Origin of the sequence: Bacillus pseudomycoides DSM 12442 (assembly GCF_000161455.1) — a bacterium.
In the GTDB taxonomy this organism is placed as follows: Bacteria; Bacillota; Bacilli; order Bacillales; family Bacillaceae_G; genus Bacillus_A; species Bacillus_A pseudomycoides.
Window position 1 is genome coordinate 255,667 of record NZ_CM000745.1, and the last position, 23,119, is coordinate 278,785.

Annotated in this window: 17 protein-coding genes and 1 riboswitch; of the genes, 11 read left to right on the forward strand and 6 right to left on the reverse strand. The window is 36.4% G+C overall.

The genetic code is table 11. The annotated features are described in order from the left end of the window. Positions 1 to 251 precede the first annotated feature (251 nt). Together BPMYX0001_RS01420 and BPMYX0001_RS01425 are read left to right on the forward strand one after the other, a co-directional pair. Entirely contained in the window at positions 252 to 1,613 is a 1,362-nt protein-coding gene (locus BPMYX0001_RS01420) for a sigma-54 interaction domain-containing protein (protein WP_033798570.1), read from the forward strand. Positions 1,614 to 1,810: 197 nt separating this feature from the next. After that, entirely contained in the window at positions 1,811 to 3,262 is a 1,452-nt protein-coding gene (locus BPMYX0001_RS01425; RefSeq protein WP_006093239.1) for an NAD-dependent succinate-semialdehyde dehydrogenase, read from the forward strand. Positions 3,263 to 3,555: 293 nt separating this feature from the next. Here the strand turns inward: BPMYX0001_RS01425 and BPMYX0001_RS01430 are convergent, their stop codons facing one another. Further along, a complete protein-coding gene (locus tag BPMYX0001_RS01430) occupies positions 3,556 to 4,785 on the reverse strand; it encodes an aminopeptidase (RefSeq protein ID WP_006093240.1) in 1,230 nt (409 codons plus the stop codon). 229 nt (positions 4,786 to 5,014) lie between these two features. Here BPMYX0001_RS01430 and BPMYX0001_RS01435 point away from each other — a divergent pair, with 229 nt between their 5' ends. Further along, positions 5,015 to 6,586, forward strand: coding sequence for a vanadium-dependent haloperoxidase (locus tag BPMYX0001_RS01435; RefSeq protein WP_006093242.1), 1,572 nt, complete (start codon positions 5,015 to 5,017; stop codon positions 6,584 to 6,586). 148 nt (positions 6,587 to 6,734) lie between these two features. Here BPMYX0001_RS01435 and BPMYX0001_RS01440 read toward each other — a convergent pair whose 3' ends face one another. From BPMYX0001_RS01440 to BPMYX0001_RS01455, 3 genes are all read right to left on the reverse strand, one after another. After that, entirely contained in the window at positions 6,735 to 7,820 is a 1,086-nt protein-coding gene (locus tag BPMYX0001_RS01440) for a polysaccharide deacetylase family protein (RefSeq protein ID WP_033798571.1), read from the reverse strand. Between the two features lie 484 nt (positions 7,821 to 8,304). Beyond that, the gene (locus tag BPMYX0001_RS01450) at positions 8,305 to 9,423 is read right to left on the reverse strand and encodes a polysaccharide deacetylase family protein (RefSeq protein ID WP_006093245.1); all 1,119 of its coding nucleotides are present in this window, start codon (positions 9,421 to 9,423) and stop codon (positions 8,305 to 8,307) included. Between the two features lie 538 nt (positions 9,424 to 9,961). Continuing rightward, positions 9,962 to 11,158 (reverse strand): NupC/NupG family nucleoside CNT transporter, encoded by a 1,197-nt coding sequence (locus BPMYX0001_RS01455; RefSeq protein WP_006093247.1) that lies wholly within the window; start codon positions 11,156 to 11,158, stop codon positions 9,962 to 9,964. A gap of 399 nt (positions 11,159 to 11,557) precedes the next feature. Beyond that, positions 11,558 to 11,659: riboswitch (purine riboswitch) on the reverse strand. Positions 11,660 to 11,780: 121 nt separating this feature from the next. Between BPMYX0001_RS01455 and rlmD the strand changes: the two genes are divergently transcribed. The 4 genes from rlmD to BPMYX0001_RS01475 all read left to right on the forward strand — a co-directional run bounded on the left by rlmD (position 11,781) and on the right by BPMYX0001_RS01475 (position 16,367). Then, positions 11,781 to 13,157, forward strand: coding sequence for a 23S rRNA (uracil(1939)-C(5))-methyltransferase RlmD (gene rlmD, locus BPMYX0001_RS01460; RefSeq protein ID WP_033798573.1), 1,377 nt, complete (start codon positions 11,781 to 11,783; stop codon positions 13,155 to 13,157). 261 nt (positions 13,158 to 13,418) lie between these two features. Further along, positions 13,419 to 14,408: a tRNA dihydrouridine synthase gene (locus tag BPMYX0001_RS01465; protein ID WP_033798574.1), complete on the forward strand. Its 990-nt coding sequence runs from the start codon at positions 13,419 to 13,421 to the stop codon at positions 14,406 to 14,408. 596 nt (positions 14,409 to 15,004) lie between these two features. Beyond that, positions 15,005 to 15,538 (forward strand): YehS family protein, encoded by a 534-nt coding sequence (locus BPMYX0001_RS01470; protein WP_003205667.1) that lies wholly within the window; start codon positions 15,005 to 15,007, stop codon positions 15,536 to 15,538. Positions 15,539 to 15,659: 121 nt separating this feature from the next. Then, positions 15,660 to 16,367, forward strand: a complete 708-nt coding sequence (locus BPMYX0001_RS01475; protein WP_006093254.1) for a M48 family metallopeptidase — start codon at positions 15,660 to 15,662, stop codon at positions 16,365 to 16,367. A gap of 70 nt (positions 16,368 to 16,437) precedes the next feature. On the opposite strand, the gene BPMYX0001_RS01480 is transcribed toward BPMYX0001_RS01475, so the two are convergent. Further along, entirely contained in the window at positions 16,438 to 17,133 is a 696-nt protein-coding gene (locus BPMYX0001_RS01480; RefSeq protein WP_006093255.1) for a hypothetical protein, read from the reverse strand. 14 nt (positions 17,134 to 17,147) lie between these two features. Then, entirely contained in the window at positions 17,148 to 18,257 is a 1,110-nt protein-coding gene (locus BPMYX0001_RS01485; RefSeq protein ID WP_006093256.1) for a mandelate racemase/muconate lactonizing enzyme family protein, read from the reverse strand. A 236-nt stretch (positions 18,258 to 18,493) separates the two neighbouring features. Between BPMYX0001_RS01485 and BPMYX0001_RS01490 the strand changes: the two genes are divergently transcribed. From BPMYX0001_RS01490 to mtnA, 4 genes are all read left to right on the forward strand, one after another. Next, complete coding sequence (locus tag BPMYX0001_RS01490; RefSeq protein ID WP_006093257.1) at positions 18,494 to 19,600, forward strand: M20 peptidase aminoacylase family protein; 1,107 nt, start codon at positions 18,494 to 18,496, stop codon at positions 19,598 to 19,600. An 88-nt stretch (positions 19,601 to 19,688) separates the two neighbouring features. Further along, complete coding sequence (locus BPMYX0001_RS01495; RefSeq protein ID WP_006093259.1) at positions 19,689 to 20,297, forward strand: class I SAM-dependent methyltransferase; 609 nt, start codon at positions 19,689 to 19,691, stop codon at positions 20,295 to 20,297. A gap of 366 nt (positions 20,298 to 20,663) precedes the next feature. After that, positions 20,664 to 21,893 (forward strand): S-methyl-5-thioribose kinase, encoded by a 1,230-nt coding sequence (mtnK, locus tag BPMYX0001_RS01500; protein ID WP_033798575.1) that lies wholly within the window; start codon positions 20,664 to 20,666, stop codon positions 21,891 to 21,893. 12 nt (positions 21,894 to 21,905) lie between these two features. Continuing rightward, positions 21,906 to 22,946, forward strand: coding sequence for an S-methyl-5-thioribose-1-phosphate isomerase (mtnA, locus tag BPMYX0001_RS01505; protein ID WP_033798576.1), 1,041 nt, complete (start codon positions 21,906 to 21,908; stop codon positions 22,944 to 22,946). The last annotated feature ends 173 nt before the right edge of the window (positions 22,947 to 23,119 follow it).

Genomic DNA, 23,119 nt, shown 5'->3' on the forward strand with positions numbered 1-23,119 from the left:
TCAGACTCTCTTCCAGCCTCATGCAAAGTTAGAGCAAAGAGAGGAAACGACCATAGATTACCGTTTGTTCTTTATAGTAGCGCCTTATATGTCGGAAAATCAAAATGGATATATATATAACATATTTGTGACCATTCTAGTTTGCTTTGTTGAATATACAGAAAATTCCCTTAAATGTAGGTTTCATTTTATAATGAAATGTAAGAGATAATAAAGTGAAGCAATGTACTTGAATTTGAGGAGTGGCTGGAATGGTTGCAGAAAAGGAACGAGCATTTATGGATTTAAAAGATGTATTTGAATATGCATTTGATGAGATTTTTGTTACGGATGAGGAAGGAACTGTTGTCCGTGTAAATAGTACATGCGAAAGACACTATCAATTATCTGCTGAGGAGTTAGTAGGTAAGCATGTAAAAGAACTACAAAAAGAAGGGATCTTTTATCCATCTGCAACATTAGAAGTAATTGAGAAGAAAAAGCCAATTGAACTTGTTCAGACAACAAAATCAGGAGAGTATTTACACGTTCGTACAAGGCCTGTGTTTGATGAACAAGGGAATTTGCGAAGGGTAATTAGTTATTCTCGTGATCTCACTGAACTCTACCAATTACGAAAAAAGGTCGAAGAGATGGATAATCAGTTAAAGACATATAAAAAAGAGTTAAGAGAAACGTATGAATATGAGGGGCTTATTTTTAAAAGTGTAGCTATGCAAAAAATAGTTACAACAATCAAAAAAGTTTCTGTGGTAGATAGTACGGTTCTTATTTTAGGCGAGACTGGTGTAGGGAAAAGTAGATTAGTGCGTCATTTGCATGAAGTGAGTCATCGTAAAAATGAAATGTTTTATGAAATTAATTGTGCGGCATTGCCGACAAATTTAATCGAATCGGAACTGTTTGGCTATTCAGGTGGTTCATTTACAGGTGCAAACCGCGAAGGAAAAAAAGGGATTTTAGAGCTAGTTCATAAAGGAACTCTTTTCTTAGACGAGATTGGTGAAATGCCACTTGAAATTCAGGCGAAACTGTTACAAGTATTACAAGAAAAAACATTCCGCTCAGTAGGAGGTAGGGAACTAAAAAAAGTAGATGTTCGTATTGTAGCAGCTACGAATAGAGATTTGGCTGAAATGGTGAAACAAGGTACTTTCCGAAAAGATTTATACTATCGTTTAAATGTAATACCGATTCATATCCCTCCACTTCGTGAAAGAACGGAAGATATTTTACCTTTAGTCTATCATTACTTACATCACTTTAACGAGAAGTATGGACGTGATGTAAAATTGGCCCCTAGTACTTTACAAATGTTTGTAGGGTACCCTTGGGAAGGGAATAATAGAGAAATAGAAAATGTGATTGAAAGAATTGTCATTACTGCAGATAACATTGTAACGATTGAAGACTTACCATTATCTATGCATGGATCAACAGTTGAACAGTCCGGTCAAAGCCTCTATAAAATGTTGGAAGAAGTAGAACGGAATATTATCCTTAAAGCGTATAAAACATATGGATCAAGCTATAAAGTAGCAGAGTTTTTGAAAATAAGCCAGTCTGCAGCGACGAGGAAAATTAAGAGGTTTATAGGAGAGGAATTTATATAAATACAAATTGAAAAAATGATATAGAACCTTTCTTTTTAGGGGGGAGAGAGCATCCGTCCATGCATAGAAACTGTCCCATTCCAAGTGAAAATAAAGAGAGAAAACGAGTGAAGGCTATTTCTTTGTTCGAATGCTTTTTTGAAAGTATGATAGAAATATAGAAGAAAATGAAGTGAATATAAAGGAGGAAGAAAACGTTGGATAAGAAAGCGACTTATATAAATTTAGAACAGAAAGCAATGTATATAAATGGGGAATGGATCGGGCTACAGGAACAAATTGAAATTAATAATCCTGCGACGCAGGAAGTATTTGCAACTGTTCCAAAAGGCGGAGTCATTGAGGCGAAGCAAGCGGTAGATGCTGCACATGAAGCTTTTAAATCTTGGTCAAAATTAACTGCAGCTGACCGTGCGCAAAAATTAAAAAAGTGGTTTGCACTAATTGATGAAAATAAAGAAGAAATCGCAGCAATTATGACGAAAGAGCAAGGGAAGCCATTTGCAGAAGCACTTGGTGAAGTGAATTATGCGAATAGTTTTGTAGAATGGTATGCAGAAGAAGGAAAGCGAGTATATGGTGAGATGATTCCAGCTTCTCATCCAGATAAACGCATCTTAGTAATAAAACAGCCTGTTGGTGTTATTGCAGCAATTACACCGTGGAATTTTCCAGCTGCTATGATTACAAGAAAAGTAGCTCCAGCGCTTGCAGCAGGTTGCACAGCAGTTGTAAAGCCTGCAAGTCAAACGCCGTTAACAGCATTAAAATTAGCTGAACTTGCACATGAGGCTGATATTCCAAAGGGCGTTTTAAACATTGTAACAGGTAGTGCAAAGGCTATCGCTGATACGTGGATGAATGATGGACGTGTGAGAAAGGTTTCGTTTACGGGATCAACTGAAATCGGAAAAGAATTAATGTGTGGTGCAGCGAAAACAATGAAAAAAGTGTCACTTGAATTAGGGGGGCATGCTCCGTTTATTGTGATGAATGATGCGGATTTAGATAAAGCCGTAGAAGCGGTAATTGGTTCGAAATTCCGTAATGCTGGTCAAACATGCATATGTACAAATCGCGTATTTGTACAAGAAGCGGTATATGGAGAATTTGCAGAGAAGTTTCAAAAAGCAGTAGGTCAGCTTAAGGTAGGAGATGGATTTGGAGAAGGTACGACTGTAGGGCCGCTTATTGATGCGAATGCAGTAGAAAAAGTAAAGGAACATATAGAAGATGCTATCCAAAAAGGCGGCGAAATCCTTTATGGAGGACAAACAATTGCAGAATTAAATGGTTACTTTATTGAACCAACTGTAATTGGAGGAGCAAACGATACAATGTTATGTATGAATGAGGAAACATTTGGACCAGTTGCGCCTGTTGCAAAATTTGAAACGGTTGAAGAAGTAATTGAACGAGCTAATAATACTCCGTATGGTTTAGCTGCATATGTATTTACAAAAGATATTAGTCAAGCATTTCAAATTAGTGAAGCATTAGAATATGGCATTATCGGTTTAAATGATGGCCTTCCATCAGTTGCACAAGCTCCGTTTGGCGGATATAAAGAAAGTGGTATTGGTCGTGAAGGGGGTCATTTTGGAATTGACGAATATTTAGAAATTAAATACATTTCTTTAGGACTATAATAAAGTAAAAAAAGGTTGTTTTCTAAAATGAAAACAACCTTTTTATTATGTGAGGATAAATTAATATAAAAGAATAAGTTTACATGAGTGCTTTCAATAGATCTGTTACTAATGGAATCACTTTACCAACGAATGTTAAAATCGCAATTGCTGTTGGCATGAAAACTCCTCCTTTTATTTTGAATATTATAATAACAAAACTTTATACATTGATTATATTAAGGCAGTATACTAAAAAGTGAAAAGAGCCTTTTTCTAGGAAAATGGCTCTTTTCATTAAATAATTTGTATTCTTAGAATGCCCAGTTACCTTTACGGAAAATTGGTTCATGTGTTCCGTCAGCTGTAATACCATCAATATCAAGCTCTGCTGAACCAATCATAAAGTCTTCGTGTGTAATACTAGAGTTTGCTCCATTTTCTGCAAGCTCTTCTTTTGTCATCGTTTTACCACCATCTAAGTTAAATGCATAAGCATTCCCAATTGCTAAATGGCAAGATGCATTTTCATCAAATAGCGTATTATAGAATAAAATGTTTGTATTAGAAATCGGTGAATCATGAGGTACTAATGCGACTTCTCCTAAGAAGTGAGAGCCTTCATCTGTTTCTACTAAATGTTTTAGTGCTTCTTCGCCAACATCAGCTTTGTAGTCAACAATGCGACCATTTTCGAATGTTAGTGTAAAGTTATCGATGATGTTACCTGCAAATACTAATGGTTTTGTGCTCGATACTTGACCGTTTACACCTGTTTTTAATGGCATAGTAAAGACTTCTTCTGTCGGAATGTTAGCCATAAATGGTATATTCTTTTCATTTAAGCTACCAGCGCCAGCCCATACATGTTTTTCTGGAAGTTCAATTGTTAAATCTGTTCCAGGACCTGTATAGTGAAGAGCTTTATAATGTTTTTCGTTTAAGTAGTCTACTTTTGTATGTAATGTTTCATCATGTTCTTTCCATGCTTCAATAGGATTTTCTAAATCTGCACGAGTTGCTTGGAAAATTGCATCCCATAGCTTTTCTTGTTGCTCTTCTGGTGCTACATCAGGGAATACTTTTGCAGCCCATTCTCTCGTAGGAACAGAGATTACGCACCAGCTTACTTTATCTGCTTGTACATAATCACGGTATACCTTCATTGCTTCTCCAGCAACCTTATGAGCACTTGCAATTCGTTTTGCATCTACACCTTTTAATAAATCTGGATTTTCTGCATAGATAGACATAAATGCAGCGCCTTCTTTTGCCAATTCTTCACGTGCATGTGCCTTCCAAGCAGGGAATTCTGAGAATGCTTCTTCAGGAGCTAAATCAAATTTTAAACGTGTTAATACCTCATCGTTCCAATCTACATATACATGCTTTGCGCCTGATTTATATGCTTTTTCTGTAATAAGACGGACAAATGGAGCTGCCTCAAGTGGCGCATTAATAGATAATGTTTGTCCAGGCTGAATATTAACACCGACATTTACTGCAAGAGCAGCATACTTTTCTAATGATTGTTCAAATGACATAGGTATAATCCCCTTTATTCAAAAGATTTCTTATATACATAATACAAGAAAATTTAAAAAATATAAACGGTGCCTCAATTATATTAATCTTAATTTCGTATTTTGACGATGTGTTGTGAGAAAATGGGCAATTGATTGAGTAGAATAATCAGGTAAACAAGCATAAACATATATTAAATAAGATTTGAAAGAAAATGGTTATGAATATGTAGTGTGAAAGGTTGATAAAATGGGACGAAATCCGAATCGAAATAGAAAAGATTGTTATCCATATATAGAAAAGAATTGTGAGATAGGACCTATGTCCCCATATGAGCGTTGTGATAAGGCATTCCGAGTTCGTTTTCAAGCTGCAGATTATCAAAAAGGTATTCCTCTTCCAGTTCAATTCTGTAACGGAGATGAAAAATTGTTTGATAATAAAATTGCTAGCTTCTCCAAGGCTTTACCACATAATTCTTTAGGGGAAGTTGATATTTATGCTTATAAAAAATGGATTGAGGCACTTAAGAAGGGAAAGCCAGATGCTTTTGAATGTTTAACGCTTGGTGGTGTAGTGAAGCTTGCCAATCCACAAGCAGCTTATGCTTATGGGCTAGAAGGACCGGATTCTCACCATTTAAGTATCGCGGTACCTCCAGCTTTTAGTAGTGCCTGGGAAGCAAGTGAAATGACTGAACTATACTGGCAGGCATTGACACGTGATGTGCCTTTTGCTGAATATAATAGTAATTCTCTTACTTTAGCAGCGGCTTCTGAATTATCAAGTTTGTCGGATTTCCGTGGACCTAAAGTTAATGGTAGCGTTACTACAGAGACTTTGTTTCGTGGTGGAATACCTGGTGGTCTGATAGGACCTTATATTTCTCAATTTTTATGGCAAGATGTTCCCTATGGAGCTACAACAATGATTCAAAAATATCGTACTACTGTATCTGATAAAGATTATATGACTGCTTACCAAGAATGGCTGGATATCCAAAATGGTTTATCTCCGAAGGAAATTATATTTGATACAGTCACTCGTTATATTCGTAATGGTCGTGACCTAGCTGAATTTGTTCATCAAGATTTTTCCTACCAAGCTTGTCTTTCTGCGTGTTTGATATTACTTAGCTTTGGAAAAGGAGCATTATCATCCAATAACCCCTACTTACATTCAAAAACTCAGAATGGTTTTGTTACCTTCGGTGCCCCTCATATTTTGGATTTAGTGGGTAAGACGGCAAAGGCAGCACTTGAAGCGGCATGGTGTCAAAAGTTTTTAGTTCATCGCAGAATCCGCCCTGAAGAGTTTGGAGGGCGTGTTCATAATCAGCTAACAGGTGATACTCATTATCCGATTCATCCAGAATTATTAAATTCGCAAGTTATTTCCGAAGTATTTAGCAAGTTTGGAACGTATTTACTCCCGTTAGCGTATCCTGAAGGCTGTCCGACTCATCCTGCATACCCTGCGGGACATGCAACTCTTATGGGAGCTGGTGTCACTGTATTGAAAGCCTTTTTTAATGAATCGTTTGTCATTCCAAAACCAGTTGTAGCGAGTTCTGATGGTCTTTCTTTGCTCTCTTATTCAGGACAACCTTTGAAAGTCGGAGGGGAATTGAATAAGCTTGCTACCAATATTGGGCTTGGCCGTGGTACAGCTGGTGTTCATTGGCGTTCTGACACGATAGAAGGCTTAAAGCTCGGGGAAGCAGTAGCGATTGGAATTCTGAAAGATCATAAAGCAATCTATAACGAAAAATTTAATGGCTTTTCTTTTACTAAATTCAATGGTAAGTTTATAAAAATTTAATAGTAGTAAACGATTTCCTTATTGAAATTATCCCATATTGTTAAGAGTTATTAAAAAAATGAGTGCGATATGAAAAGTATCGTACTCATTTTTCTAGTTATAATAATTTTTATTCTTACTCGATTATTTATGGGTAGTAAACCCAAGTTTATTTAATAGAAGTAGCAAACTGTTCAACTGTAGTAGTGTTGTGCATACGAACGCGTTTCATTTTTAACAGTTCATCTGGCTCACCTTTTGTAATGAACTGTCCTGGTTTTGTCGTTGTCGCAAATTGATAATATTTCTTTGTTTCTTCTACAACTTTATCATTTACATGACCAAACGGGTATGCAATTGCAATGACAGGTTTACCAGTGATCTTTTCAAGCTTTTCTTTTGAACCCTTTAACTCTCCCTCATAGTTTGTGATTTTCGGTAAATCAGCATGTGTTGCTGTATGAGATTGGACAGAGAAAATACCCGAATCAACCATCTCTTTTATATCCGCGGTGGATAAGGAGCCTTCTGCATCGATGTTATCAACAATCATATATTCGGTTGCTGTCGGCTTAAATGTATCGTCTTTTAACTTTTGTAGAATATGAAATGCATTCATATTATTTTTCATACCATCATCAAACGTAACAAGAATTGGTTTATTTACTTTATTAATATCATTCCAACGTTCGAACGTTAATAATGTATAGCTGTTTTCTTTTAAATATTTCATTTGCGCTTCGAAGTTCGCAGGTGAGACAAATAAGCCTTTTATTCCTTGACCATAATAATCCTCAATCGCGTGATACATTAAGACAGGAACATGCTGCTGAAACGTGATGGTGGATGTTGTGAGCAGAATACTTTTTCCACCTTCTTTTAAACCAGATGCTTCAATTTGATATTCACCACGTTTGCCGTCAAATTCTTTAATATCAAAAGGAATTGCAAACTGTTTGTTTTTATCTTTGGATGAAAATAATTTTGCGCTTTCTTTTCCATCAGCAGTTCGCCAAATTTTATATTGTACCTCGGTTAAAGAATCTTTTAAATCCGTTATATGGATAGCTGTATTTGTGGATTCATGTGTAATAGAACTCCAAGATATTGTACCCTGTGGTTGCACTTTTTCTACTTGCTTTTTTGGCTGTTCTTGAACCGTTTTCTCTTTTTTAGGTTCATTATTTGTATTGTTAGAATTACACCCTGCTAGAATGGCAGATGTACATAAAGCAATAGCTGCATATTTTTTCATAACGATCACCTTCTATTGTGTATTCACTTTTTCCCCGCATGAACGGGCAGTAAGACCCTCACCTTAAGATTCAGAGAGAAATGAAGAGGTCGGGCTGATTAAAGTTTCACTTTATATCGTTATAGTAAAGTGATGGTAGTTCAAAGAAACAAATAGTTAAGATGTTTCTCTACTTCGAAGTCTTTTTCTTTTTGCAGGCTTGTTCAGCGTTATGATCATGTAGCCAACAACAAAAATGAAAGGAATTAAAAATACATAACTAGGGATGCCGAGAACATAATGACTTTTTATGCTGAAAAATAATAAATGTAGGAAATCAAAAAGAGCATGTAATTTCATTTGTACCTCCATTAATCTTTTTACAAATTATAACATTTATAAAAGTGGAGCTAAATGTTCAAGGCTAAAATTTAAGCTAATTTTAAAGTTGGAAAAATAAATAAAAGAAAAGGCTACTTTTTCATGAAAGCAGCCTAAAAAACGATTAATATTTTTCTTTCACAAGTGATGTAAACTGCGCCATTGTTGTATTAGGGCCAACAAAATGTCGCTTAATTAAGTATTGTTCATTTGGTGTGCCTTTTGTAATATGAGTTCCATGATCGGTAGTTACCGCAAATTCATAATGTTTCTTTGTTTCTTCCACAGCTGGGTCATTATAAGAACCTACTGGATAGGCAAGGGCGATCACTTTTTTGCCTGTAAGATTTTCAATTTTTTCTTTAGATACACGTAATTCTTCATCATAATTACTTGTATAAGCCATCATTGCATGATTAGCAGTATGAGATTGAATGGAAAAAATACCCGAATCAAGCATTTGTTTTATATCATCTGTCGTAAGACGATTTGGTGTATCAATAGTACTTGAAACGAGGAATTCGGTTGCTGCTGGTTGGAATTTATCATCTTTTAATTTTTGCAAAATATGAAGAGCGTTCATATTATTTTTTCGGCCATCATCCATTGTCACAAAGACAGGTTTATTGACACGATTTACCTCGCCCCAACGTTCAAACGTTAACATTGTATAACCGTTATCTTTTAAATATTGCATATGTTTTTCAAATTGTTCTGGTGGTACATATAAACCTAAATCGCCATCACCTGGTCCAGGATATTTTTCAATAGCATGGTACATAAGGAAAGGTGCATATTGCTGGAATGTAATCGTAGATTTCACTAGAGGAACTTCAGTGTTGTCATTTTTTAATCCCACTGTTTCAATTTGAAATTCTCCACGTTTTAAATGAAATGATTGTAAATGAAATGGGAGAGCAAAATCACGCGCTTTTTCTTGTGATACAAAGGTTTGTTTACTTGTAGGTCCATCAGCTGTACGCCAAATATTGTAACGCACTTCCTTAAATGAATCTCTTAAGTTCTTTGTATAAAGTGTCGTATTCTTTGCATTGTATTCAAATGGATCCCATGAAATGAGTCCTTGAGTTACAGGTATTTCTACTGCTTTGGCTTGTACTTCTTTCGTTTCCTTTTGGCTCTTGTAAGTTGCTTCTTTTGTCTGTTTTTCACTAGTAGTGCTAGTGTTACAACCTACGAGAATAGCAGAAGAAAGCAAAGCGATACATGCATATTTCTTCATAATATCATCCTTCTATTGTGTTTTTAGTTTTGTCTCTTATATGTAATAATTTCTCTATTTGTCTTGTTATAAGAGATTATTGATTCAAATATTTCTATTTGAATCATACCCTTGTCTATCATATCACTATGAAATATAGAGGGGAATATCTCTTTTGGGAGAATTCGACAAAAATGCAGTTCAATTGCATGGGATTTGTCTTATGTAAAATTTTGTAAATAAAAACAATTGTAGTTATAGATTGCCTTATGAAAAAAGATACCTCCGAAAAATAGCTAATTTCGGAGGTATCTTTAAAAACGCTTTTTTTACTTTTGGGTTTTTGTTGTTGGATATTTCTTTCACTGTAAACAGACAGAATACATCTTCTGGCCAATACTAGTATATATATATTTCTTAATATAAAAAAGAAAAATCGTATTGAAAAATGTATGCAATATTGCATATGATTACATTTCATTTGCAGATTGGTGACCTTCGCTCATAAAAAAATCACCCCAACATTCCAAAATGAAAGGAAGGATAGGGTAATTCATTGTTAAATAAATAATCCAGCAATCGTAGCGGATAAAATAGAAGCAAGTGTTGATGCAAATAGCATTTTCCAACCAAACTTAGATACGATACTTCCTTGTTTTTCGGAAAGGGCACGAATTGTACCAACGATCGCACCGATTTGGCTAATACTTGCGAAGCTAATTAAGAATACAGTAACGATTCCAACTGTACGTGGAGATAATGTTTTTGCAACTTCTTTTAAATCAAGAATAGCCACAAATTCATTTAAAACAATTTTTGTTCCCATGATTCCGCCAGCTGGGATAATATCGTGAGCTGGAATACCCATTAGGAATGCAAATGGTGCAAGAATGTAACCGAAGATTTGTTGCAGTGTAATCGCATGGCCCATTGCGCCTGAAGCTGCGCTAATTACATAGTTTACAACTTCCATCACACCGATAAAGGCGATCATTAAAGCAGCAACGATACCGGCTACTTTTAAACCATCTAATGCACCGTTAATCATTGCACCGATAAAGCTGTCTCCAAATAGACTTCTATCGAATTTCTGAACTGTTTCTTCTTCTTTCTTTGTATCAACTGGTGTTAATAAAGAACAAACAATTAAGCTAGAGAATAAATTCAGTGGCAACGCTGCTAGTACGTATTTCGCATCTAGCATCATTACGTATGATGCTGTAACAGAAGCTGAAACGGAGCTCATTGCTGAACAGCAAATGATGAACATACGGTTTTTATTAAAATGCTGTAGGTCATTTTTAATAACGATTAATGCTTCGCTTGAACCAAAGAATACAGAGTTTACCGCATGGAATGATTCAACGCGTGGTAAACCAGTAATTTTGGAAATTGCACCGCCGACAATTCGAACGATGAATGGTAAAACACCTAAATAACTGAAAATAGAAAGTAGTGCTGAGAAAAAGACAATAATTAATAATACATTTAAGAAAAAGACAAAGTCTCTTTGAATTCCATTAAAGAGAAAATCGACACCTGTCGTACCAAGTTTAATTAGTTTGTTGAAAACCTTACTAATTAAAATGATGATCTGTTGACCAATTTTTGTGCCAAACATAAACCAACCAATTAAAATTTGGAAACCAATCATAATAGCAATTGCACGGAAGTTGATTTTACTTTTGTTGTTTGACAAAGCAAAACATAAACCTAACACGACAAGAATGCCGATAACGCTCATTACATATTGCATGTAGTTGCCCCTTTCAGAAGTTCGTATAAAGTTTTTACATAAAACGCTCATTATATAACTATATAAATACAATTTGAAAAACCGACATAAAAACCCTTTCTTTTTAGATGTAAGAGAGGATCTGATCAAGCATAGAAGCGGTCAGAGCCTTTTTTAGCCCCGTGCCAAGTGAAACCAAAAAGAGAAAACAAGAGCGGGCCACTTTTTATTCTTCATAGCTAACCGATATACTGAAAAGTCAAAATGAATATATATAATTAAAATAGGAGAGGTTTCATGTCATACGTAAGATGTCTGACCTTTTAGAAAAGTAAAAAATAAAAAAAGACCCATATGGATTCACTTTCATCTATGAGAGAAAGCTAATCAATATGAGTCTTTGTATACACAAACAAGCTAATATTCATTAGTTTTCCCCATAGTCCAGCAATTTTCGGTTGCCGGGTAGAAACTCTCGATCCATATTATCAAGTATATATGAGGGAACATCGTCCGTATTAAATTATTAGTAGCGTAACATTAGTCAACAAAATTCGTCAATAGCTTTTTTTCTTCCAATGGATAAAGAGCATATGAGTATGGTAAAATGTAACGCAGTGTTATGAAAAAGAGAGGTCGGAAAATGAGTAATAAAATGACGCCACCAGTTGAAAAGAACGAGTTTATAGATGTAGTATTTGAAGATTTAACACATGATGGTGCCGGTGTTGCGAAAGTGAAAGGATATCCTATTTTCGTAAAAAACGGGTTACCAGGTGAAGAAGCACAAATTAAAATTATTAAAGTAAAGAAGAACTTCGCATTTGGCCGTTTAATGAAGCTTCATACAGAAAGTCCATATCGTAAAGATGCAGAATGCCCAGTTTACAACCAATGCGGCGGTTGTCAGCTTCAGCACTTAACATATGAAGGACAACTAAAGGCGAAAGAAAAACAAGTGCGTGACGTAATGCAGCGCATCGGTGGACTGCACGACGTACCAGTTCATCCTGTTCTTGGTATGGAGAATCCGTGGGTTTATCGAAACAAAGCACAAGTACCGATTGGAGAACGTGAAGGCGGGCTTGTAGCTGGTTTTTATCGCCAAGGAACACATGACATCATTAATATGGAAACATGCTTAATTCAAGCAGAAGAAAATGATGCATTAATTCAAGAAGTAAAACGTATTTGTGAAAAGCATGGCATCACAGCGTACAACGAAGAACGTCATAAAGGAACACTTCGCCACGTAATGGCTAGGTACGGACAAGTAACAGGGGAAATTATGCTTGTCTTCATTACACGTACGGCAGAGCTTCCAAACAAAAAGGCGATCATCGAAGAAATTACAGCGAAGTTCCCAAATGTAAAATCAATTGTTCAAAACGTAAACACGAAACGTACAAACGTAATTTTCGGAGACACAACAACAGTCCTATATGGATCAGAATATATTTATGATTTTATCGGTGATATTAAATTTGCTATCTCAGCACGTTCTTTCTATCAAGTAAACCCAGAACAAACGAAAGTGCTATATGACAAAGCATTAGAATATGCAAAATTAGATGGAAATGAAACAGTAATCGACGCATACTGCGGAATCGGATCAATCTCGCTATTCCTAGCGCAAAAAGCGAAAAAAGTATACGGCGTTGAAATCGTCCCAGAAGCAATTGAAGACGCAAATCGAAATGCTGCATTAAACAACATGACAAACGCTGAATTTGCAGTAGGAGAAGCAGAGGTAGTCATTCCAAACTGGTATAAAGAAGGCGTAATTGCTGATACAATCGTCGTCGATCCGCCGCGTAAAGGTTGCGATGAGGCACTATTAAACACGATCATCGATATGAAGCCAAAACGCGTTGTATATGTATCATGTAATCCAGCAACACTAGCACGTGACTTAAAAGTATTAGAAGAAGGCGGATATAAGACGCAGGAAGTACAGCCTGTGGATATGTTCCCGCATACTACGCATGTGGAGTGTGTGGCTTGGTTGGAGTTGGTATAATAGAAAAGCAGTTGATATAGAAAAAATCTATACCATCTGCTTTTTTGTTTATAAAAATACCATTCAGGACCGACTTTAGTTAAAATAAACATTGCCGATTTTCACGATAGTTTTTCACAAATTATAAATGTCCAAATGTACTTGTGTTTGATAATAAGTTATTAAGCATGATATAAGTGTAAAAGAAGTGGAACATTTGGCTTTATATTTTTTGACCGAGAGTTTGAAGTTGTATCCATAGTGAGAGGATTTGAGTTTGAAATGATAGATAATTTTTGGCGTGATTTACCACGACCATTTTTTGTACTTGCACCAATGGAAGATGTGACAGATGTTGTTTTTCGTCACGTAGTAAGTGAAGCTGGTCGACCGGATGTATTTTTCACAGAGTTTACAAACTCGGATAGCTATTGTCATCCAGAGGGTATGAAAAGTGTGCGTGGCCGTTTGATTTTTACAGAAGATGAACAGCCAATGGTGGCACATATTTGGGGGGATAATCCCGAATATTTCCGTCAAATGAGTATTGGCATGGCAGAGCTAGGATTTAAAGGCATCGATATTAATATGGGCTGCCCTGTACCGAATGTGGCATCAAGAGGAAAAGGTAGTGGCCTTATTCTGCGTCCAGACGTTGCCGCAGAACTTATTCAAGCAGCAAAAGCGGGCGGACTGCCTGTCAGCGTGAAAACACGACTTGGCTTTAAGGAGCTAAATGAGTGGGAGGAGTGGTTAACGCATATTTTAAAACAGGATATTGCGAACCTTTCTATTCATTTACGTACAAGAGAAGAAATGAGCCAAGTAGATGCGCATTGGGAGCTAATTCCCGAAATCAAAAAATTACGTGACCGTATCGCACCAAATACGCTACTAACAATCAATGGAGACATTCCTGACCGTCAAACTGGGCTACAGCTTGCTGAAAAATATGGTATTGATGGCGTTATGATCGGACGAGGTATCTTTAAAAATCCTTTTGCTTTTGAAAAAGAGCCGAAAGAGCATAGCAGTAAAGAATACCTTGATCTTTTAAGACTGCAGCTTGATCTTCAAGATCAATATGCAGAAGTACTGCCACGTTCAATCACAGGGCTTCATCGCTTTTTCAAAATTTATGTCAAAGGATTCCATGGAGCTGCTGAATTAAGAAATCAATTGATGAGCACGAAATCAACAGATGAAGTGCGTGCATTGCTTGATAAATTTGAAAAGAGTGTTGATGGGACAGAGGACAGTGAAATAGTGTAACTCTCAAAAAGTTAGAGGGAAAATGATTCACATCAACTCACGTGTGCTTATTTTATTCAGTTTCAAGTTCCCTTGCAGCCGACAACTTTTGTTTGATAAAGTCTGTTTTCTGAAAGAAAAAGGTCTTAAGAATGTAATAAACCCACCAGCACCCTTGTGTTGCCACATACACTCTGCATATGTGGAGTGTGTGGCTTGGTTGAGTTTAAAATAAATTTAAAGCAGAAAATGAGCAGTGTTTTTGAGAGATCAAAGCACTGCTTTTTCTTTTCGTTAACGCAACGGTGGAAAGAGTCTTATAAGCGTACCTCAGGGTTTAATAAATATAGACCAGATCTATAGGCGCAAGGAAGGAGAAGAGAATAAATCAAAAAATCATTTGAATCTTTCCTCAGACTCAAGGTCCTCTTGAGTTTTTTAGTATGACCTTCACAAGTATTAATTTGGGTAAGACTATAAAACATGTCTGTAAAGTGTTAAAGTATTAATTTAGCGGACATTAACTAAAAAGTTATATTAAACATGATAGTTTAAAGCATGTTAGAGGATACGCTTTGACTGCTGGATAAATAACCAACATTTTAGGAGGACAAACAATGGCTATAAGCAATAATGATATTTTAATTAGAGTAAGATATGCTCTGGATATAAAAGATATAGATATGGTGGAGATGTTTAAACTTGGTGGCGTTGAAGTAACAAAAGAAGAAGTGCGAAAGATGCTGACAAAATTAAAAAACAGTTACTATGATGAAGTTGACGATGATAGTGATGTAGTTGAAAATGATTACGAAATAAAATGCAATAATGTTATGTTAGAGTCGTTTTTGAATGGTTTGATTACTTTTAAAAGAGGAAAACAAGATCCAAAACCAGGGCAATCGGATAGACAAGCGATGTCTTTAAAGAGTAATGGAAGTGTTAATAATCTCGTTCTAAAAAAATTGAAGATAGCACTATCATTAACAAGTGAAGATATGCTTGATATATTAGAAGACGTAGGAGTCATCGTAACAAAAGGAGAATTAAGCGCTCTATTAAGAAAAGAAGGTCATAAAAATTACAAAGAGTGCGGCGATAGATACGCAAGGAATTTCTTAAAGGGACTAGCTGTTAAATATAGAGGATAAGGGATCAGTATTGTAGCATTTATGATAAAGCAGTAAATGATATAATAGATAGAGTAGGGAGTTTGTAGCCTACTCTTTTTTATTTGTAAAAATAACAAGAACAAATACGCTAGGTGATGAAATGATACATACATATTTAGGTGAGACAATCAATTTTCATATAAATTGCAAGAAGAAAAAATCAGTACGTCTTTATGTAGATTCTTACGGAAATGTTGAGGTGCAAGCTCCGAAAGGGACGCCTGTTGAATATATAATCCAGTTGTTAGAGGAGAAATGGGATTGGATTCAGAAAACACGTAAGGAAATGCAGGAGAGAGTGCTTGGGTCACAGGAAAAGGCTTATGATCAAGGAGAGGGCTTTCTGTATTTAGGAAACACGTACCCGATACAGATTTCTCAAGATACAAGTATTGAGCAAGATAATGCAGTGTTTGAAGGAGATAAGCTGCATATTTATGTGAAAGAGCTTAAGAATGAGAAAATACAACAAGCTTTAAAACGATTTTATTATAAACAGTGTAAAGCGTTAGTAGAGAAGAGTATTAAATCGTATCAAAGTAACTTTAAAACAAAGCCGCGTTTAATCCGTATTTCAGATAGTAACCGTACATGGGGAACTTGTGATTCAAATCTACAGTTAACGTTTAATTGGAAGCTAGCAATGGCACCTCAGAGGGTGATTGACTATGTAGTTGTTCATGAAATGTGCCATATGGTCCATTTAAATCATGATCGATCTTTTTGGCGTCTTGTTGGGAAGATAATGCCTGATTATAAGGAGATGGAAAACTGGTTAGCGTTATCAAGTTGGAAAATGACGGTTTAGTTATTACTTTGGATATGTGGCTTGAAATAAAGTAGAACCCTAATGAATTAGGGTTCTTTTTGTATATATATTATCGTCCAAATTTCACAATGAAAGCCTCATCCACTTTCTCCATCTCATATCCACGATAACCCTCTGAAAGTAATGCCTGCTGTTCGCTAGCATCACTCATCGAAATGTTCTTAACATCCGTCCAATCTCTTTCTTTATCCTTGCGCAATTCCTTCACAAATACATACCGCATACTCCCGCCATACTTCTCCTTCAGCGCAGCAATCTCCATCCCTTGCGCAAACTTATCTTTCAAACTCGGAATATTAAATGGCGCAACTGTACAACAAACGTAATCGTATTTGCTGTCTGTTTGTGTTAATTGTTCCATAATCACTGTTGCTAATATTTTCTGCATGCCGTTTCCACGGCACTTTGGATGAACATTTGAGATTTCTTGGTAAATAACACGGTCTAAATCATCCTCAGTTAAACCAATATCAAACCCTAAATGTTCGTCATCAATAGGTGGGACTAAGAGTGCACGAAACGCAATCAGCTCTTGATCTACAAATGCACCAATTATTAAGCCGTTTCCGTTTAATATATATTGATATTCTTCTAACGTAAGAGGTTGCAAGCTATCTGTATTTTCTAATGTTTCAATTACAACATTTTGTAAGGATAAAATTTGCTGGATGTGATCGAAAGATAATGGTGCGACCTTGAATCTTTGTTCGTTTTGTTTTAATGTTCCTTCATAAAGAATGTTCATGTGGTGGTCCTCCTTTAGCGAACAACGTCTTGAAAAACGGTTAATTCATTTAGTATATCTTCATTGACATCGACGCCTAATCCTGGCTTTTCGTTTAGACGAATAAATGGTATGTCGTAATATAAATCTCCAATATCTTTCGTGAACTTTAACGGTCCTGTTAGTTCAACGCTTGTGATGATTTTTTTCGAAAAAGCAACATGGAATCCAGCAGAAGATGCAACAGATGATTCAACCATGGAGCCAACTTGGCATTCAATTCCGGCCATTTCAGCTTGATGAGCGAGTTTCACAGCGGGGTATATACCGCCACATTTCATTAATTTAATATTCACTTTATCAGCGGCCTGCATTTGAATAATTTGGCGCATTTCACGGGAACTTTTTAGTCCTTCGTCAATCATAAGTGGAAGGTCTGTTTTTGAGCGAATATAGGCCATTGCATTAATATCGTCAGCTATAACTGGTTGTTCAATCCAATCAATGTTCAAGTGTCCGAGTGAGCGTAATGCAGTTAACGTAGTAGCGCTATTTTTCCAGCCTTGGTTTACATCCACGCGAATTGCGATATCATTCCCTACTCGTTCACGTACAGCTTCAATTCTCTCAACATCTTTTTGGACATCTGTTCCGACTTTCATTTTAAAAGAGCGATAGCCTTTATTGATCATGGAAGCAGCTTCTTTTGCCATAGCTTCTGGGGAGGCGATACTTAAAACATGAGTAATTGGAAACACTTCATGGTAACGGCCACCAATCAATTGATAAACAGGCTGATCTAACTTTTTCCCAATTAAATCAAAGCAAGCAATATCAATCGCAGCTTTTGCGGTAGGAACACTATAAATAGTTTGATTCATGATGTCATGTATCTTCTCGATATTCATTGGATTCACACCTAGCAAGGCAGGAGCTAATGTATGTTTTAAAACTTGAAAGGTACTTTCCCATGTTTCGCCTGTAACGTGATCATCGGCTACTCCTTCACCGTAACCGACAATACCTTCATCTGTTTCAATTTTTATAATAATAGAAGGCATATCATTGTAAGTGCCGTAGCTGATAATAAATGGATCACGAAGTGGTAAACGGATTGCATAAAGGTGAATTGCTGTAATTTTCATTGTATAATCCACGTCCTTTGTATCATAAATTTAAAGTTGCATATATTCTTAATTAGACTAATGATGAGTAAATTTTTAAAAGAATTTTCAGAATTCTGATCTTAATTACCTTATTATATTTCAAAAGAAATGAAGGGACAATCTCTTGACATTTGCGTGAATATTCAATATGTTTTTCAAAATAGGATTTTTATAAATGAGAAAACTGCTTCGAATTTAGGAAGGAGAAAGGGAAAGTGAAAACAGTAGAGCTTCAAGATCGTTTAAACGAAATTTTTCAGCATTTACACGAGAATCCTGAAATAAGTTGGAAAGAATATAATACAACGGCCTATATTACGAAATTTCTAGAAGAAGAAGGAGTTTTATATAAAGTATTTGATGATTGCCCTGGAGTTATAGCTGAAATGGGGAACGGGAAACCAGTTATCGCCATTCGTGCTGATATGGATGCATTATGGCAAGAAGTAGATGGGAAATTTAAAGCAAATCATTCTTGTGGTCACGATGCTCATATGACGATTGCGATGGGACTTATTTTGCAGTTGAAAAATGAGCATTGGCAAAAAGGAACTGTCCGATTTATTTTCCAGCCTGCAGAAGAAAAAGGAAATGGTGCTTTAAAGATGGTGGAGAAGGGAGCGGTGGATGACGCTGATTTCTTATTTGGTGTTCATTTACGACCAATTGAAGAATTACCTTTAAAAAAAGCAGCACCATCTATTTGGCATGGGGCAGCGGGATTTTTAGAAGCGAATATACACGGGGATGATGCGCATGGGGCACGACCACATCAAGGTGTGAACGCAATTGATGTTATTTCTATGATTAATATCGGATTAAAAAACATCTGGCTCTCACCGCAAAAATCATACTCTGTCAAAATGACGAAATGCCAAGCTGGTGGAGATAATTTAAATATCATTCCAGGAAATGGGCAATTCGGTTTAGATGTAAGGGCGGAGAGCAATGTATTGCTAGAAGAGTTAACGAACAAGATAGAACATGTCATTCAATCAGCTGAATCAATGGGAACGAAGATTTCTTACGAATGGGTTGATATTGCACCTGGGGCAGAGGTATCGGAAGAGGCAGAACAACTCATGCGGAAAGGAATTCTTGAAATATACGGAGAAGACGGATGCACACCGCCACTTTTTACTACAGGAAGTGATGATTTTCATTACTATACGGTCAAAAGGCCGCATTTAAAAGCTGTTATGTTAGGATTAGGGGCAAATTTAAAGCCCGGGTTACACCACCCTTATATGAAGTTTGATCACGCTTGTATAATCGATGGAGTAGAGATAATGAAGCAAACTGTGTTGGAAGCTTTAAAATAATATTGGTTTAAAGTAAAAGCCTGATTTTATCAGGCTTTTTTTCTATGTTGTATAATAAAAAGTATTATTTCTTAATAGGAGAAAATCAATGAACGAACAATATTATGATGCGATATTAAATATAAAAACAGTAGGAGAGCAAAAGGGATTCAATAAGTCCCTGCATTATCATCGCTATGAACCAACGCCATATAGCGGGCTAGAAATATTATTAGATCAATATGAAATGAAAAGCAGTGATCGGATTGTTGATTTTGGATGCGGAAAAGGCCGGCTGAATTTCTATATTCATCATGCATGTGGTGCGTCAGCTGTTGGAATAGAAATGAACGAGATGTTCTACAAAGAAGCAATGGAAAATTTAGAACGTTATGCGAAGAAATCGAGAAATAGTAAAGATAAAATTCAATTTCAATGTTGCTTAGCGCAAGAATATGAGATTGATCCGCGTGACAATCGATTTTATTTCTTTAATCCATTTTCAGTGCAAGTGTTTATGAATGTAATCAATAATATATTGCTTTCGGTGGAGGAAGTAGAGAGAGAAATAGAGATTATTTTATATTATCCATCGGAAGATTATATCTTTTTCTTAGAGAATCAAACGGCATTTGAATTGAAAGAGGAAGTTAGATTGCCTGGGGTGTATGAGCGGAATGGGAACGAGAGGTTTTTGGTTTATGGATTGAGAAGCTAGAAGGAGTAAAAAGATAAATAGTAAATGTCAGTGAGTATTTAGAATTAAATACGGTGAACTGTACCATAAATAAAACACAATGGAGTACAGGATGTTTGAACTTTGCTCATTATGTAAGATGGATAGGGGTTAAAGCGTATTAAATAAAAAGGAAGCAAGAAGCTCTTAAAATACAACAGTAGCTTCTCGTTTTCATATAGGAAAACATTGACTCCCATCCCCAACAAGCTATAATAAAAACTAGATGTTCGTTTCAAACAAAATATGATACAAAAAGAACATATAACATAGATTGAAAAAATACTTTCAATCTATTATTTTTATGGCTTTTAGAAAACGCTTACATTTAGTGTGGAGGGAGAAACCATGTCTAAGTTCGCAGAGTATTTTTTAATGGAAGCTAGTAATGTTATTGAGTATGTGAAAGAGAAGTTACCAATGTTTGAAAACGCAAAAGATTTGCAGTGCAAGGAAATTGGGGATGGCAATTTAAATTATGTGTTTCGTGTTTGGGATAAGGAGAAAGGAACTTCTGTCATTGTGAAGCAAGCCGGAGATACGGCGCGTATTTCAGATGAGTTTAAGTTGTCTACGAATCGAATTCGCATTGAGTCAAACGTTTTACAGTTAGAGGGGAAGCTGGCATCTGGGCTTGTACCAGATGTGTATTTATTTGATAGTATGATGAATTGCTGTGTGATGGAAGATTTATCAGACCATACGATTTTACGGACGGCACTGATTAACCATCAAATGTTTCCAAAGCTTGCGGATGATTTAACTACTTTCATGGTAAACACACTTTTATTAACATCTGATGTAGTGATGAATCATAAAGAGAAAAAGGAACTTGTGAAGAATTATATCAATCCAGAGTTATGTGAGATTACAGAGGATCTTGTGTACTCGGAGCCATTTACAGATCATAACAAGCGCAATGAGTTGTTTTCGATAAATGAAGGTTGGATTCGGGAGCATATATATGGAGATGAAGCACTTCGTATGGAAGTAGCGAAGCTTAAGTTTTCGTTTATGACGAATGCGCAGGCACTACTTCATGGTGATTTACATACTGGCTCTGTGTTTGTACGAAAGGATTCTACAAAGGTCATTGATCCAGAATTTGCTTTCTATGGCCCGATGGGATATGACGTTGGGAATGTGATGGCAAATTTAATATTTGCTTGGGTGAATGCAGATGTAGCGATGGTTGATGGAGTGGAAAAAGATACCTATATGAGTTGGCTGGAGTCTACGATTATAGATGTAATCGACTTGTTTAAGAAGAAGTTTTTAGAAGCGTGGAGCACGCATGTAACAGAGATTATGGCAAAGGAAACTGGCTTTGATCGTTGGTATTTACAATCTGTGTTAGTGGATACAGCGGCTGTGACGGGTTTAGAGTTGATTCGCCGCATTGTTGGATTAGCAAAGGTGAAAGATATTACATCGATTTCAAGTGATGAAGCTCGGGCGGGAGCAGAACGGATTTGTTTACAGGCAGCGAAGAAGTTTATTTTACGAGCAAATGAATATAAAACAGGCGCTAGTTTTTTACAAACGTTAAAAGAGCAGTCTGTCCATAGTGCAAAGTAAGGAGAGAAGATGATGACAGAGCAATTAATACCAATTCAGTGGAAAGATGATGCTTTAGTTTTATTAGATCAAACTCTATTACCGAATGAGGTAGTCTATGAATCTTTTACAACAGCTGAGGGTGTATGGGATGCCATTCAAGTAATGAAAGTACGCGGGGCACCGGCGATTGGTGTTTCAGCAGCTTACGGTGTGTATTTAGGCGTAAAAGAGGCATCCGAAGATTCAGTGGAGTCATTTATAGAAGAAGTAAATAGAGTCTGCACGTACTTAGCGACATCTCGACCGACAGCGGTGAACTTATTTTGGGCACTTGAGAGAATGGAAAATGCGGCAAAAGAACATTCCCATTTATCTATCGCTGATTTGAAAAATAGGTTATTAGAGGAAGCAAAAGGAATTCATAAAGAAGATGAAGAGATTAACCGCCAAATTGGGGAATATGCATTAACATTGTTCCAAGATGGCATGGGTGTACTAACGCATTGTAATGCAGGTGCTTTAGCAACAACGAAATATGGTACTGCAACAGCGCCGATGTACCTAGCGAAAGAAAAGGGATGGGATTTAAAGATTTATTCTGATGAGACACGTCCTAGATTACAAGGATCTACGTTAACGGCACTAGAACTGCAGCGAGCTGGGATTGATGTAACAGTCATTACGGATAATATGGCGGCAATGGTTATGTCACAAGGGAAAATTGATGCAGTTATTGTTGGCTGCGATCGTGTAGCGGCAAACGGTGATGTGGCAAATAAAATTGGAACGCTTGGTGTATCCATTTTAGCGAAATATTATAACATTCCATTTTATGTTGCAGCACCGACTCCGACAATTGATGTAAAAACACCAACAGGTAAGGAGATTCCGATCGAGGAGCGTGATGCTTCTGAAGTGATTAACCGCTTTGGGAAATATTCAGCTCCAAAAGAAAGTAAAGTATATAATCCAGCGTTTGATGTAACGCCGCATGAGAATGTAACAGCAATTATTACGGAAAAGGGAATTGTTAGGGCTCCATTTACCGAGAATTTAAGAAAGTTATTTTAGTAATTATGAAATATATAAGTACAAATTGAAAAACTGATATAAAACCTTTCTTTTTAGATGGGAGAGAGCGCCTGTCCATGCATAGAAGCGGTCAGGTCCTCTCCTGCCTCATGCCAAGTGAAAACAGAGAGAAAACAAGTAGCGATCATCTTTTGTTCTTCGTAGTAGCGACT

Excerpts from the sequence above, each read along its gene's own strand:
- BPMYX0001_RS01470 (WP_003205667.1), top strand. The coding sequence starts at position 15,005 with ATGGCTATAAGCAATAATGATATTTTAATTAGAGTAAGATATGCTCTG.
- BPMYX0001_RS01480 (WP_006093255.1), bottom strand. The coding sequence starts at position 17,133 with ATGAACATTCTTTATGAAGGAACATTAAAACAAAACGAACAAAGATTC.
- BPMYX0001_RS01495 (WP_006093259.1), top strand. The coding sequence starts at position 19,689 with ATGAACGAACAATATTATGATGCGATATTAAATATAAAAACAGTAGGA.
- BPMYX0001_RS01430 (WP_006093240.1), bottom strand. The coding sequence starts at position 4,785 with ATGTCATTTGAACAATCATTAGAAAAGTATGCTGCTCTTGCAGTAAAT.
- BPMYX0001_RS01435 (WP_006093242.1), top strand. The coding sequence starts at position 5,015 with ATGGGACGAAATCCGAATCGAAATAGAAAAGATTGTTATCCATATATA.
- BPMYX0001_RS01465 (WP_033798574.1), top strand. The coding sequence starts at position 13,419 with ATGATAGATAATTTTTGGCGTGATTTACCACGACCATTTTTTGTACTT.
- BPMYX0001_RS01475 (WP_006093254.1), top strand. The coding sequence starts at position 15,660 with ATGATACATACATATTTAGGTGAGACAATCAATTTTCATATAAATTGC.
- rlmD (WP_033798573.1), top strand. The coding sequence starts at position 11,781 with ATGAGTAATAAAATGACGCCACCAGTTGAAAAGAACGAGTTTATAGAT.
- mtnA (WP_033798576.1), top strand. The coding sequence starts at position 21,906 with ATGACAGAGCAATTAATACCAATTCAGTGGAAAGATGATGCTTTAGTT.
- BPMYX0001_RS01455 (WP_006093247.1), bottom strand. The coding sequence starts at position 11,158 with ATGCAATATGTAATGAGCGTTATCGGCATTCTTGTCGTGTTAGGTTTA.
- BPMYX0001_RS01420 (WP_033798570.1), top strand. The coding sequence starts at position 252 with ATGGTTGCAGAAAAGGAACGAGCATTTATGGATTTAAAAGATGTATTT.
- BPMYX0001_RS01485 (WP_006093256.1), bottom strand. The coding sequence starts at position 18,257 with ATGAAAATTACAGCAATTCACCTTTATGCAATCCGTTTACCACTTCGT.
- BPMYX0001_RS01440 (WP_033798571.1), bottom strand. The coding sequence starts at position 7,820 with ATGAAAAAATATGCAGCTATTGCTTTATGTACATCTGCCATTCTAGCA.
- mtnK (WP_033798575.1), top strand. The coding sequence starts at position 20,664 with ATGTCTAAGTTCGCAGAGTATTTTTTAATGGAAGCTAGTAATGTTATT.
- BPMYX0001_RS01450 (WP_006093245.1), bottom strand. The coding sequence starts at position 9,423 with ATGAAGAAATATGCATGTATCGCTTTGCTTTCTTCTGCTATTCTCGTA.